Source organism: Mesorhizobium subarcticum (assembly GCF_055456085.1).
In genome coordinates this window covers 235853-248211 of record NZ_CM144237.1, presented here as the reverse complement: position 1 = coordinate 248211, position 12359 = coordinate 235853, and the positions used below count along the sequence as shown (strand labels likewise).

The 12359-nt window shown below is 61.3% G+C and carries 16 protein-coding genes; 5 read left to right on the top strand and 11 right to left on the bottom strand.

The features are described from left to right. Nucleotides 1-87 precede the first annotated feature (87 nt). From adhP to ACZYHG_RS01195, 4 genes are all read left to right on the top strand, one after another. Nucleotides 88-1149 carry an alcohol dehydrogenase AdhP gene (gene adhP, locus ACZYHG_RS01210; protein WP_464614850.1) on the top strand — a complete coding sequence of 354 codons (1062 nt, stop codon included), beginning with the start codon at nt 88-90 and terminating at the stop codon, nt 1147-1149. Between the two features lie 58 nt (nt 1150-1207). Further along, nucleotides 1208-1759, top strand: a complete 552-nt coding sequence (locus tag ACZYHG_RS01205) for a nitroreductase family protein (protein WP_464612187.1) — start codon at nt 1208-1210, stop codon at nt 1757-1759. A 156-nt stretch (nt 1760-1915) separates the two neighbouring features. Next, a complete protein-coding gene (locus ACZYHG_RS01200) occupies nt 1916-2563 on the top strand; it encodes a BON domain-containing protein (RefSeq protein WP_464612186.1) in 648 nt (215 codons plus the stop codon). Between the two features lie 148 nt (nt 2564-2711). Continuing rightward, nucleotides 2712-3116, top strand: coding sequence for a host attachment family protein (locus ACZYHG_RS01195; protein ID WP_464612185.1), 405 nt, complete (start codon nt 2712-2714; stop codon nt 3114-3116). A gap of 176 nt (nt 3117-3292) precedes the next feature. On the opposite strand, the gene ACZYHG_RS01190 is transcribed toward ACZYHG_RS01195, so the two are convergent. The 11 genes from ACZYHG_RS01190 to ACZYHG_RS01140 form a co-directional block, all read right to left on the bottom strand. Next, the gene (locus ACZYHG_RS01190; RefSeq protein ID WP_464612184.1) at nt 3293-3508 is read right to left on the bottom strand and encodes a hypothetical protein; all 216 of its coding nucleotides are present in this window, start codon (nt 3506-3508) and stop codon (nt 3293-3295) included. A gap of 89 nt (nt 3509-3597) precedes the next feature. After that, complete coding sequence (locus ACZYHG_RS01185; protein ID WP_464612183.1) at nt 3598-3807, bottom strand: ChaB family protein; 210 nt, start codon at nt 3805-3807, stop codon at nt 3598-3600. 45 nt (nt 3808-3852) lie between these two features. Next, nucleotides 3853-4677 (bottom strand): universal stress protein, encoded by an 825-nt coding sequence (locus ACZYHG_RS01180; RefSeq protein ID WP_464612182.1) that lies wholly within the window; start codon nt 4675-4677, stop codon nt 3853-3855. An 85-nt stretch (nt 4678-4762) separates the two neighbouring features. Beyond that, nucleotides 4763-5293 (bottom strand): flavin reductase family protein, encoded by a 531-nt coding sequence (locus ACZYHG_RS01175; protein ID WP_464612181.1) that lies wholly within the window; start codon nt 5291-5293, stop codon nt 4763-4765. A 125-nt stretch (nt 5294-5418) separates the two neighbouring features. Next, entirely contained in the window at nt 5419-5592 is a 174-nt protein-coding gene (locus ACZYHG_RS01170) for a hypothetical protein (protein WP_464612180.1), read from the bottom strand. A gap of 160 nt (nt 5593-5752) precedes the next feature. After that, nucleotides 5753-6697, bottom strand: a complete 945-nt coding sequence (gene arcC, locus ACZYHG_RS01165) for a carbamate kinase (RefSeq protein WP_464612179.1) — start codon at nt 6695-6697, stop codon at nt 5753-5755. A 1-nt stretch (nt 6698) separates the two neighbouring features. Beyond that, on the bottom strand, nt 6699-7700 hold the full coding sequence (gene argF, locus ACZYHG_RS01160) for an ornithine carbamoyltransferase (protein WP_464612178.1): 1002 nt from the start codon (nt 7698-7700) through the stop codon (nt 6699-6701). A gap of 17 nt (nt 7701-7717) precedes the next feature. After that, entirely contained in the window at nt 7718-8932 is a 1215-nt protein-coding gene (locus ACZYHG_RS01155) for an arginine deiminase (protein WP_464612177.1), read from the bottom strand. Between the two features lie 14 nt (nt 8933-8946). Next, nucleotides 8947-10413, bottom strand: a complete 1467-nt coding sequence (gene arcD, locus ACZYHG_RS01150) for an arginine-ornithine antiporter (protein ID WP_464612176.1) — start codon at nt 10411-10413, stop codon at nt 8947-8949. Nucleotides 10414-10684: 271 nt separating this feature from the next. Beyond that, entirely contained in the window at nt 10685-11215 is a 531-nt protein-coding gene (locus ACZYHG_RS01145) for a cytochrome b/b6 domain-containing protein (RefSeq protein WP_464614849.1), read from the bottom strand. Nucleotides 11216-11258: 43 nt separating this feature from the next. Beyond that, a complete protein-coding gene (locus ACZYHG_RS01140; protein WP_464612175.1) occupies nt 11259-11537 on the bottom strand; it encodes a PepSY domain-containing protein in 279 nt (92 codons plus the stop codon). Between the two features lie 242 nt (nt 11538-11779). Between ACZYHG_RS01140 and ACZYHG_RS01135 the strand changes: the two genes are divergently transcribed. Continuing rightward, nucleotides 11780-12277 carry a sulfocyanin-like copper-binding protein gene (locus ACZYHG_RS01135; protein WP_464612174.1) on the top strand — a complete coding sequence of 166 codons (498 nt, stop codon included), beginning with the start codon at nt 11780-11782 and terminating at the stop codon, nt 12275-12277. The last annotated feature ends 82 nt before the right edge of the window (nt 12278-12359 follow it).

Sequence of the window (12359 nt, the reverse complement as noted above, 5' to 3'; positions counted from 1 at the left end):
GAAATCCGACGCAGCGCGTCCGATTGTCGGCCAGGCCAGCAAGAGATGCTGCCGTGAAAACAAGGAGAATGCGCTGTGGTGAAGATGATGAAGGCCGCCGTGGTCCATGAATTCGGCAGACCACTATCGATCGAGCAGGTGCCGATTCCTGTTCCTGGTCCGGGCGAAATCCTGGTTAAGGTGATCGCATGCGGCGTTTGCCATACCGATTTGCATGCTGCCGACGGCGACTGGCCAGTGAAGCCGGTGCCGCCATTCATTCCCGGACATGAGGTCGCCGGCGTTGTCGCCGCCCTCGGCCCAGGCGTAACCGACTTCAAGGAGGGCGATCCGGTCGGAGTGGCGTGGCTGCACGATGCGTGCATGCGCTGCGAGTACTGCGAAACCGGTTGGGAGACGCTTTGCGAGCACCAGCACGACACCGGATACAGCTGCGACGGCGGTTTCGCGGAATATGTCATCGCATCCGCGCCCTTTGCCGCCCGGCTGCCGGCCGGCGTCGATTTCGCGCAGATGGCGCCGATCCTTTGCGCCGGCGTTACCACTTACAAGGGACTTAAGGAAACCGAGGCGCGGCCCGGCGAGTGGGTGGCCATATCAGGTATTGGTGGCCTCGGACACGTGGCGATTCAATACGCCAAGGCGATGGGGCTGAAGGTTGTCGCTTTGGACGTAGCCCCCGAAAAGCTCGCTTTGGCCAAGGCCGCCGGAGCCGATCTCGCCTTCGATGCGCGTTCGCCGGACGTGGTGGCCAAGGTCATCAAAGGCACTGGCGGGGGCGCCCACGGCATTCTCGTGACCGCGGTTTCGACACCGGCTTTCAGCCAGGCGTTGCACATGGTTCGCCGCAAGGGGACGATCAGCCTGGTCGGCCTGCCGCCCGGGGAATTTCCAACGCCAATTTTCGACGTCGTGCTGAAGCGCATCACGGTTCGTGGCTCGATTGTCGGAACCAGGCGAGATCTCGATGAGGCCATAGCGTTTGCCGCCGACGGCAAGGTAAAGGCCGAAATCACCAAGGCACGCCTTGAGGACATCAACACGATCTTTGCGAACCTCAAGGCCGGCAGGATCAAGGGACGGATAGTGCTTGATTTTTCCGAGCCCGTTCGCAAGCCGGTGTCTGAGCGCGCGATGGTTCCGGCTTGACCATAAAACCAGAGGGGCAGCGTCGAGCAGACGCTGCCCCCATTCCTGAAGGTGCTCCATGGAACTGATGGAAGCGTTGCGGACGCGGCGAGCGGTCCGCGCCTATACCGACGAGCAGATCGACAACGATTTCATATCTGAGCTGATCGGTGCCGCCGTCCTGGCTCCGAGTGCCATGAACCTGCAGCCATGGGCCTTTGTGGTGGTGAGCGGTTCGGCTCGCCTGCGGGCGTTGTCGGACGAAGCCAAGCGCCACACGCTCGCCAACCTGCCCAAAGGGTCGCCGCTTGCTGGTCATCTTGCCGACAAGGAGTTCAAGATTTTCCATGATGCGCCGGCATTGATCACCATCTGTGCGACAAATGACTTGAGGCAGTCTGATGAGGATTGTTGCCTGGCCGGGCAGACTCTCATGCTGGCAGCTCATGCCAGGGGGCTGGGCACGTGCTGGATCGGATTGTCCCGGGCCTGGCTCAACGAGACGTCAGTGAAGGAGGAGCTTGGCATTCCGCTCGCACTGAAACCGGTTGCCCCCATCATTGTCGGCCGGGCGCAAAGACTGCCAACTGCGACCCCGAGAAACGAACCGCGGATCATCTGGGGCCGCTAATCACCGAGATCGCACAATTCGGCTTTTACGATGGTAGTCCCAGCATGGGGTCCAGGTTCAAATTTCGGCACCTGTTGAGCCAGATCAAAGCGCCGCTCTGTTGAGCATGGTGTGTTTTGGGTGGGGCGAAAAGCCCCGTACAAAAGGAGACGGATCATGATCGATCTAACATTGCGTCAAAATGTTCTTGACGAGTTGGAGTTCGAGCCGAGTATCGACGCTGCACACATCGGCGTCGCCGTGGAAGATGGCATCGTCACCCTCACCGGACACGTTTCTTCCTATTGGGAAAAGACCACCGCTGAAAATGTGGTCAAGCGGGTCAAGGGCGTGAAGGGGATCGCCGAGGAAATCGAAGTCCGGCTGATTGGACAGAAGGGGACTGCGGACGACGAGATCGCCAAGCGTGCGGTCAATGCGGTGACCTGGAATGTCTCCATCCCGAGGGACAAGTTGCAGGTCAAGGTCCAGGACGGTTGGATCACGTTGACTGGGAAACTTGAATGGCAGTACCAGAAGAACGCGGCGGCCGAGGCCGTGCGCGGGCTGGCCGGCGTTGTCGGCGTTGCCAATCAGATCGAAATCACTCCGCGAGCCTCGGGAACCGACATCAAGAAGCGCATCGAGGATGCGCTGAAGCGTGACGCCGAAACCGAAGCGCAGGCCATCCGTGTCCAGGTCTCGGACGGCAGGGTAACGCTCGAAGGCAAGGTCAAGGCCTGGTCCGACCGTCAGGCGGCGGAACGTGCCGCTTGGTCGTCGCCGGGTGTGCGGATGGTCGAAGATCGGATCTCGATCATCTGACTCTCTCCCTGATGACTCGGCGGTCCGATTGTCGCCGGGTCGATACAGCGACAGGCAATTAGACCGCCGCGAAATGCATTCAGCGGCGAAGATCGTGCGAACGACGGCAACGCATTGGACTGCGATCTATTCCAAAAGGAGAAACAACATGATTGTGACGACTGGTACGCTCGTCGCGGTAACCGACGGCGAGAAGTTGCGCCTGTTTCGCTCCAAGGGTCACGAGCCCCGGATCGCCTTGGTTGAATTGCCCGAGCCGGCGCTGCACGCGGCTAACACTGGCTCGGGCGGCAGGCATCGCAGCTCCACTGCCAATCCCGATGACTCTCGTCTGCGGGAAGACGATTTTGCCGCTGCCGTGGCGAAGTATCTCAATCGCGAGGCGCAGACGGAAGCATTCGAGCGTGTGGTGGTGGTCGCCGATCCGCGAACGCTCGGCGAACTGCGCAGGCACGTCGAGCCTTCGCTACGAGCGAAACTGGCAGGCGAACTTGGCAAGGATCTCGTGAAGCACTCCGTCGAAGCCATCGAGAACATGTTGGCGGCGGCCTAAGCCCGATCAGACTTTGCTGATCCCGACTATCGTCGTGGGCCTTTTGCAGCGGCGATCTTGGGCGAACCGGCCAGCATCACGAATGGCTTCCCGAAATGGATGGGATGTGCCGGTATGCTGGCCGAGATCAGGAAGGGCACTTCTGCTGGAGGCCCGACACGTGCCAGCTGCTGCGGCTAGAGCAGAGAGAAAGTCGAACCGAGAAAGACAAGAACCTGCCCCGTGATCAGGGGGATTTTCAATAAGGGACCGTCCCCGCCGCTGTCCTGGATCGGCGATCCCGCGACATAAGGGTGCGCCTTCAGGATGTCTTTCCAGATCGTCGGAAAGTCCGCTCCCTTGTTCTTCTCCGCATTGCACGCATTGAGGAGCCTTGCGACTATGTCCGTCATTGAACCCGCATTTTCTAAGTGCCTGATCGCAAATCCTATAAGTGAAGCGGCAGGGATGGTTTTGATTTCGATCAAATCGCACAGGGTACTCACAACGGCACCCAGTCGCTCCCTTCCTTGCGATAAAGGCGCTTGACGGCAGCCCAGGCAACGCGGTGGGCTATTTGCTCGCGCCCTTCACCTCGGTCGGCATACTCGTCCCAGGCGTTGTTGAAGGCAGCGCGAAAGATCTCCTGGGCATGCCGGGGCAGATGCGCGCTGACGGACGGCGGAAGATCCCTCTCGGTCGCGTAAGGCATTGCTATCCCTCACTGGCAAGCCATGGACGTTGCAGGGGCGGATGATCAGTTTGACATGAGGCGACAGAGACCCATGTAGTCGAGCAGCGATCGGGTAACGCCGCCGAACACCCATTCCCTGATCCGACTGTGCCCATAGGCGCCCGACACGATGAGGTCGGCGTTGGCGTAGCGCAGGAAGTCGACCAGCTTGTCGCTCTCGTCATCGGCCTTCAGCACTTCTGTGCGCACCTTGATTCCGTGCCCGGCCAGGAAGGTCGCGACGTCCTTGATGCCGGCACGATTCCTGTCATCGGGATCGGAATCGATCGTGACCACGATCACATCGTCTGCAATCGCCATCAGCGGCACGGCGTCGGCCACCGCACGCCTCGCTTCGCGCGTATCCTTCCAGGCGACCACGATCCTGCCTGTCGGTGCAGGCTCCGAGCCGCTTGACGCAATCAGCAGCGGCCTGCCGGCGCGCAACACGAAGCTGCCAGGATCGACGGCACGATAGGAATCGCCGGTGGAAGCCCCCTGTGGGGCACCGGTGACGATGAGGTCCGCTATCGTCGCCGTCGCGACCAGGGCGTGATTTGGGCTGTCGAGCGCTTCGCGCCATTCCGTCGCCACCGAACCAGCAACCAGACTGTCAAACTCGACATGCAAATTCTTGAACCGCTTCTGGATGTCATCCCTTAATTGTTGCCAGACCTCGGCCGCTATCGCGGCACCCTCAGGTGCCATCGTCACGGGCAGGGGAGCATCGGCTGCACAGAAGCCGATCAGCCGGGCGTTGAAGCGCTTAGCAAGATCGACGGCGATCTTCGCGGTCGGCCCGATTGGGCCATCTATGTCCACATTCAGCAGGATGGATTTGTAGCTCATCGGCGGCGCTCTTCGGCTAGCGATTGGATGACCTGACACTAGCGCCTAAGGAAATGCGCTCCTTGACGCGGATCAATGGCCGGCTTCAAGGCATGGCTGACTCGAAATGGACGATCTCTCCGTCCACCACGAAGGCTCCATTTCCGACATGGTGGATGGTCTTGGGCGTTGGCTGCGCCGGATCAACCCAAGCTTTCACGACCTCCAGGACGAAGAGATTGTATTTGTTGACAAGTCGGGTATCGACGACGCGGCATTCGAGATTGGCGAAGCATTCGGCGACCAGGGGTGCCGCGACACGTTCGGCGGGCAACGGCGTCAGCCAGATCGTCGCAAACTTGTCTCTGTCCCTGCCTGAGCAGTTGCCTATCTCCACGACTTTTTCCGCCAGCCTCACGGCCGGAATCGCGATCACGCACTCCTTGGTGTCCCGCATCGCGGCAAAAGAGAAGTCGCTGCTCGAAACGACACAGGCAATCGTCGGAGGCGTGAACTCAACCATCATGTGCCACGACATGGTCATGACATTGGCGCGGCCTCTGGCCCGGGTCGTCAGCAGAACGACAGGACCGGGCTCTATCAGCCGATAGACCTCGGCAAGCGGGAGTTCCTTCATTTCTTCAAACCTTGTCCCATTTTTGCTCCTGCCAATCTCCCAAGACCCGCAACAAAGCCACCGGACACCTCGTCGGCCGGTTCAAGCCAGGCGACCGCGCCAATATGCTGCGTCAAGGAAACTCACTAGTCGTCATCGAAGGGGTAGACGTGGACCGCCTTTAACGTAACCGGGATGTCGCAACCCTCAACCAGCACCGTGACCCACTGGTCCCCCAGATCATCCTGCCAAGTGTCGGTAACGCGGCACCTTACGGCCAGGTCCATGCCAACCTCGATCTTGTCCGCTCTCTTTGCCATACTGGCCTCCCATTCGCTTGCGCCTCGGCACTGCTTCGCAGGCGTCCCCTTTGCCGACGTCCAGAACCGCCGATCTAGCCTGCCCCCATGTTTCCGGAGTCCGTCACTGAAACTTGCCTAGCACGCGTGGTTTCAGGCGGCTTTGATGCGTATCAATCACTTACGGGGCGAAAGGTGGCTGCAATCGTTCTCGAGGTCGGCTGCCTTCGACCCATGTGCCGCGTTCGCCCCTGACAATTTGAACAGCATCATCGAGCTTGCCGATTGCGGCAGGCCTGCCTGTCGCTTCAACGAATTCGATAGCAGCGCCGACCTTCGGTCCCATCGAGCCGGCCGGAAAATTCCTGCCCGATAAATCCTTGGGACTGACGCGCCGAAGCGCCCGAGCGTTTGCTGTTCCGTAATCGACATAGACGGCGTCGACATCGGTCAACATCAGCAGCATGTCGGCCTTCAACTGGCGGGCAAGGAGCGAGCTTGCCAGGTCCTTGTCGATGACCGCCTCCACGCCGCACAGACTGCCGTCATCCCCTGCTATCACCGGAACGCCGCCGCCACCGGTGCAGATGACAATCACGCCGCGCTCGACCAGGAACGAGATCACGGACGCTTCCAGGATCTCCAGCGGTCTGGGGGACGGCACGACGCGTCGCCATTTATCGCCATCGGGCGCGATCTGCCAGCTGCGTTCGGTGGCAAGCTTGCGTGCGGCTGCCTCGTCGTAGACCGGGCCAATCGGTTTCGTCGGATGAGCGAAAGCCGGATCGTTCGGATCGACCTTGACCTGCGTCAGCAGGGTCGCGAAGAGCCTCTCCTTGAGGAGGTTGCCGAGCTCCTGCTCGATGACATAGCCGATCATGCCTGCGCTCTCGGCGCCGAGCACATCAAGGGGAAATGTGCGACCATCCGAAGTTGTCGCTGCCTGCAGGGCCAGCAGCCCCACCTGCGGTCCGTTGCCGTGCGTGATGACGATCGAGTGTCCATCGCTGACGAGCCCTGCGAGCGCTGACGCGGCGCGCATGATGTTGGCGCGCTGGTTGTCGGCCGTCATCGGCTCTCCACGGCGCAACAGTGCGTTTCCACCCAACGCCACGACGATACGCATGTCAGTTGCCGATCGTGGCGACGAGCAGGGCCTTGATCGTGTGCATCCGGTTTTCGGCCTGGTCGAAGACGATCGACGCGGCCGACTCGAACACCTCGTCAGTGACCTCCATGCAGTCGATGCCGTATTCCTTCGCTACGAACGCGCCGACCTCGGTCTCGGTGTCGTGGAATGCCGGCAGGCAATGCATGAATTTGACGTGGGGGTTGCCGGCGGCAGCCATCACCTCGCTGGTGACGCGGTAGGGCGTCAAAAGACGAATACGCTCGGCCCAGCCGGATTTGTCCTCGCCCATCGACATCCACACGTCGGTGTAGATGAAGTCGGCGTCCTGGGCGCAGCCCTTCACGTCTTCGTCGAGCCGGAAACGGCCACCACTGCGTCCGGCCAAGTCCCGGACATGGGCGCAGAATTCCTCCTCTGGCCAAAGCTCCTTCGGCGAGGCGATGCGCATGTCGATGCCGACCTTGGCGGCACCCAGCGCCAGCGACAGCGCGACATTGTCGCGGCCCTCGCCGACAAAGGTGACGGTCATGTCCGAAAGGTGCTTGTGCGTGAATTCTCGCATGGTCATGAAGTCGGCGAGGATCTGCGTCGGATGCGCCTCGTCGGTAAGACCATTATAAACCGGCACGCCGGCATGCGTGGCCAGGAGCTCGGCCTGGTGCTGGCCAAAGCCCCGATACTCGATTGCATCGTACATGCGACCGAGCACGCGGGCGGTGTCCTTCATGGATTCCTTGTGGCCGATATGGCTGCCGGTAGGGCCGAAATAGGTGACGTGCGCGCCCTGGTCGTAGGCTGCAACTTCGAACCCGGTGCGCGTGCGCGTCGAATCTTTCTCGAAGATCAGCGCGATGTTCTTTCTGACAAGGCGCGGTATCTCGTGCCCGGCAAGCTTGGCCGCCTTGAGGTCGGCGGCCAGCTTGAGAAGAAACCGAATCTCGTCGGCGGTGAGATCGTCCAGGGTCAGGACGGAGCGGCCGTGAAGATTGATGGACATCGGGATTTCCTTTTGGGTCAGATCGGGTCGCGGGCAATCGGGCAGGTCATGCAGTGCCCGCCGCCACGGCCGCGACTGAGTTCAGCACCCTCGACCGTGATCACTTCGATCCCCGCGCGGCGTAGAAGCGTGTTGGTGTAGACGTTGCGGTCGTAGCCGATGACCACGCCGGGCTCGACCGCAACGACATTGTTGCCATCATCCCATTGCTCGCGCTCGGCCTCGTAGCGGTCGCCGCCTGTGGTGATGATGCGCAGCGCCTTCAGTCCAAGGGCTTCGGCAACCAGAGCCGTGAATGGTTTTGTCTCATCGGTGACCTCTACCGACGCCTCTGCGTCGCCCGGCCGCAGCGAGAAGGTACGCAGCCGGTCGACCACCGGCGGATACAGCGTGACCAGGTCGCGATCGCAGAAGGTAAAGACGGTGTCGAGATGCATGAAACTGCGGTCCCGCGGCATCAAGGCGGCAATCACGCGCGTCGCCTCACCGGCAGCGAACAGGTTGCGCGCAAGGTCGCCCACGGCTTGCGGCGTGGTGCGCTCCCCCATGCCGACGAGAACCGTTCCACCGCCGATCGGCATGACATCACCGCCTTCAAGGCTGGTGCCGGTACCCAGATCTGGCGACACGAAAGGTATGCCGCTTTCGCGAAAGCGGGGATGGAAGCGGTAGACGGCTTCGACATTGGCCGCTTCCGGGCGTCTTGCGGGCCAGTACATGGAATTGACGGAGACTGAGCCGTAGATCCAGCAGGAACTGTCGCGGGTGAACAGCTGGTTCGGCAGTGGCGGCAGCACGAAATCCTGCGGCGCGAGCGTCCTTCCGGTCAGGCCCTTGGGTTCGAAAGGAAGCTCGGCCCGGGCAATGCCCCCGACAAGGTAAGACGACAATTGCTCCGGCGGCATCTCGTTGAGCCATCCGCGCATTTCGTCGACCATGTCGAGCCCGACGACGCCGGGATGGACCCGGCGGTCGAGAAGCCAGTCACGGGCCTTGGCAAGGCTCATAGTCTCGGCAAGGAGCTCACCGAAGGAATGCACCAGCACGCCGCGTTCGCGTAACGCATCGACAAAGACATCGTGTTCCTGGCGAGCCCGCTTGACCCACAGCACGTCGTCGAAGAGCAGCGCCTTGCAGTTTTCCGGTGTCAGCCTGCGCAGGCTGAGGTCCGGACGATGGACCATCACCTCGCGCAGACAGCCGACTTCGGAATGGACACCCAGCCTCATCATCGCCGTCATTCCTCTCACAGCGCGCTGACGGCGCCGGTCCACATCTCGTAGACGGCGAGGATGGCGACAGCGATGAGGGTTCCGGCGAGGGCCGCCTCGGCGGGATGGAAGACACGCTGATTGGTTTCGCGGCGCGCCCAGATGTAAAAGATGATGCCGGGCGCATAGAGGATCGCGCACATGAACAGGTATGCAGGCCCCGCCGCGTAGACGAGCCACAGCCCGTAGACCGTTGCCAGCAATCCCGCAAAAAGCGGACCGGCGCGCTGCTCGCCACTCTCGTAGCTTTCTCCAGTCAGCGCGAGTTTTGCCGCGTAGGCTCCGGAAAAGATGTAAGGAACCAGGATTGCTGCCGACGCGATGTAGAACAGCGCCTGGTAGGTGCTCTGGGCGAAGAGCGTGATCACCAGGAAGACCTGGACGAGCAGGTTGGTGATCAGCAGCGAGATCGACGGCACGCCGCGCTCGCTTTCATGGCCGAAGAATTTGGGCATCGTGCCGTCCTTTGCGGCGGCATGCGGAATTTCGGCCGCCAGCAGCGTCCAGCTCAGGAAGGCGCCGACCACCGACACCACGAGCGCGATGTTGATGAGGATGGCGCCCCAGGGGCCGACAACGGCCTCCAGCACACCGGCCATTGAAGGGTTCTTCAATGCGGCAAGTTCGGGCTGGCTCAGGATGCCGAGCGACAGCAGCGACACCAGGGCATAGAGCGCGAGGCAGGTGAAGAAGCCGAGAACCGTCGCCGTGGCGATGTCCTTGCGGCGATCGGCGCGACCGGAAAAGACACTGGCGCCCTCGATGCCGATGAACACCCAGAGCGTCACCAGCATCGTGCTCTTCACCTGCGCGGTGATCGAGCCGAGACTGGCATTGCCGAGACCAGTGAAGTCGAGAGACCAGACCTGAAGCTTGAAAGCAACGGCAACAACCCCGACGAACAGGACGATCGGAGCAATCTTTGCCACCGTGACGATGAGGTTCACAACGGCGGCCTGCCGGATGCCGGCGAGAACCGGGACGTGGATCAGCCACAGCAGGATCGAAGCGCCGAGCACCGCCTGCCAGGTGTTTCCATCGCCGAAGGCCGGAAAGAAATAGGACAGGGCGCTGAACACGATCACTGCGTAGGAGACGTTGCCAACCCAGGCGCTGATCCAGTAGCCCCAGGCGCTGTTGAAGCCGATGAAGGGACCGAAGCCGGCCTTGGCGTAGGCATAAGGCCCGGCATCGAGCTCGGGTTTGCGGGTTGCAAGCGACTGATAAACGAAAACCAGCGCCAGCATCCCGACCGCAGTGATCGCCCAGCCAATCAGGACGGCAAGGGGACCAGCACCGGCCGCCATATTCTGCGGCAGGCTGAACACGCCGGAGCCGACCATCGAACCGATCACCAATGCGGTCAGGGAGCCCAGTCGAAGTTTCGTTGGCGCCGCGGTCGCGACTTTCGGAACCGGGATGTTGAAATCAGCAGTAGTCATGATGCTCTCCCCAATTTGAAGGCTCTGATGGGAGGCAATGAACAGGAAGACAGGACTGATCGCTTTGATGCGGGTCAATAAGCGGTTGCTGAACAAAAGAGTGGCGTTGGCGTTCCGGCTTCGGGGCCAGCCCACCAATGCCTGCTCTTATCTTGTCCGCTCCGCCCATGTCACATCGCGCGCTTCCAGGGCCATCTTGAACAAGGAGCGACCGACTTGCGCCCCCGAAATCGGCCAGGGCGCAAATCGGATTTGGTCTACTGGTAGGTCGTCAGGCGATGTCCGCCGGCTCGGCTTTGCGTTTTCGCCCCGTGATCATGGCCCGTACCAGGTTTTCGCGATGGCGAAAGCTTGCCAGCGCGACGCCGCCTATATGGAAAAGGACCAGCACGAGTAGGCCGTGCGCGCTCAGGCTGTGCGCCGTTTCGACCCACGACACGCCAAAATAAGCGTCCGTCGTCATCAGCCAACCGGTCAGAGCGGTTGACCCCATCGCCGCGATCAGCACGACCACCATTGCGCCGCCGGCGGGGTTGTGGCCGATGTAGCGGGCTTCGCGACCGCTCAGTATTGCCGAGAGATAGCGCAGCACCGTCGCCGGGTCGCGCACGAATTGAGAGAACCGCGCATAGGGCGTGCCCAGAACACCCCATAAGAGCCGCATTGCGACCAGCGCGGCTGCGGTGTAGCCGGCCCAATGGTGAATGTCCTCGGAGGAATGGGAGGTGAGCCAGGCCGTGACGAAGCTGAGCACAAGCGCCCAGTGGAAACTCCGCACGACCCGGTCCCAGACGCGCACCATCTCCGGCGATGGTTGCGCGTCCGCGGCTATGGAAACGTCTCGATCAGTTTTCGCCGGCTTCGGCATTGTCGAGCTTTTCAAGGGTCTCGGCATTGTAGGCCAGGTTCACCTTCTTGCCGGCCTTGTCGACCGCGTAGACCTCGTAACAACCCTTCTCGACCTTGATCTGGCGGACGGTGAGGCCTTCGCCTGTCAATTGCAACTCGAGCGTTGCCTTGGGCTTGAACTGTGATTTCGGGGCGGTGCTGCAGCCGCCGCCGGCGGCGAGCGCCGGTCCTGCGATCATGCCAGCGAGAGCGGCGAGGACGAGTGTGCGATACATAATGGCTCCATTCGGGATTGGGCGCCGATCTTGCGCCTGCGGGTGGGATTTCGATCGGTCCTGTCCGACGGCGATTTCACCGTCATTGGTCGAAATAACCCGTTCAACCTGACAACTGGCTGACAGCCGATCGGGCTCGCGCCTGTTGGTTTGATCTGGCGCAAGGACGGCGGGTGACGCCGCAAGCAGGATGACGGCCAGGATGTAGAGCGCTTCTGCTGCCATCCTGAAAGAGGATCACGATGAAAACCATGTCGAGGAGAGCAGCGCTCGGGCTCGCGGCGGCGATGTTCATGGCCGGCAGTGCCGGCGTCGTCCAGGCTGCTTCACTTGTCCAAGTCTCGCTTTGGGACAAGGGCGCGAGTACGGAGATGCCGATGGGTCTTGCTTATGCAACGCCAGGACTCGACCTCTCCAAGGCCACCATGGGCATCAAGGCTTCCCCCGGAACGGTGAAGGCCGGGGAAGTCACATTCAATGTGAAGAATGACTCCAAGGACACCATTCACGAAATGATCGTGATGTACCTCGCTGATCCCGGCAAGCCACTTCCATACGTTGAGGCCGAGAACCGGGTCGACGAGGACAAGGCCGGCGACAAGGGCGAAGTTTCGGAGCTTGATCCCGGTAAGTCGGGCACGTTGACTGTCGAATTGAAGGCTGGAAAATACCTGCTTATCTGCAACGTGCCAGGTCACTTTGCCGCCGGCATGTGGACCGAGTTCACCGTCGATCCATAAATCCCAGAACAAGGCAGCGCCAAGAGCCTGTGACTTGTCGCAGTTTGCGAACGCTTGCCGGGATCGCATCCCATCGCCTGAT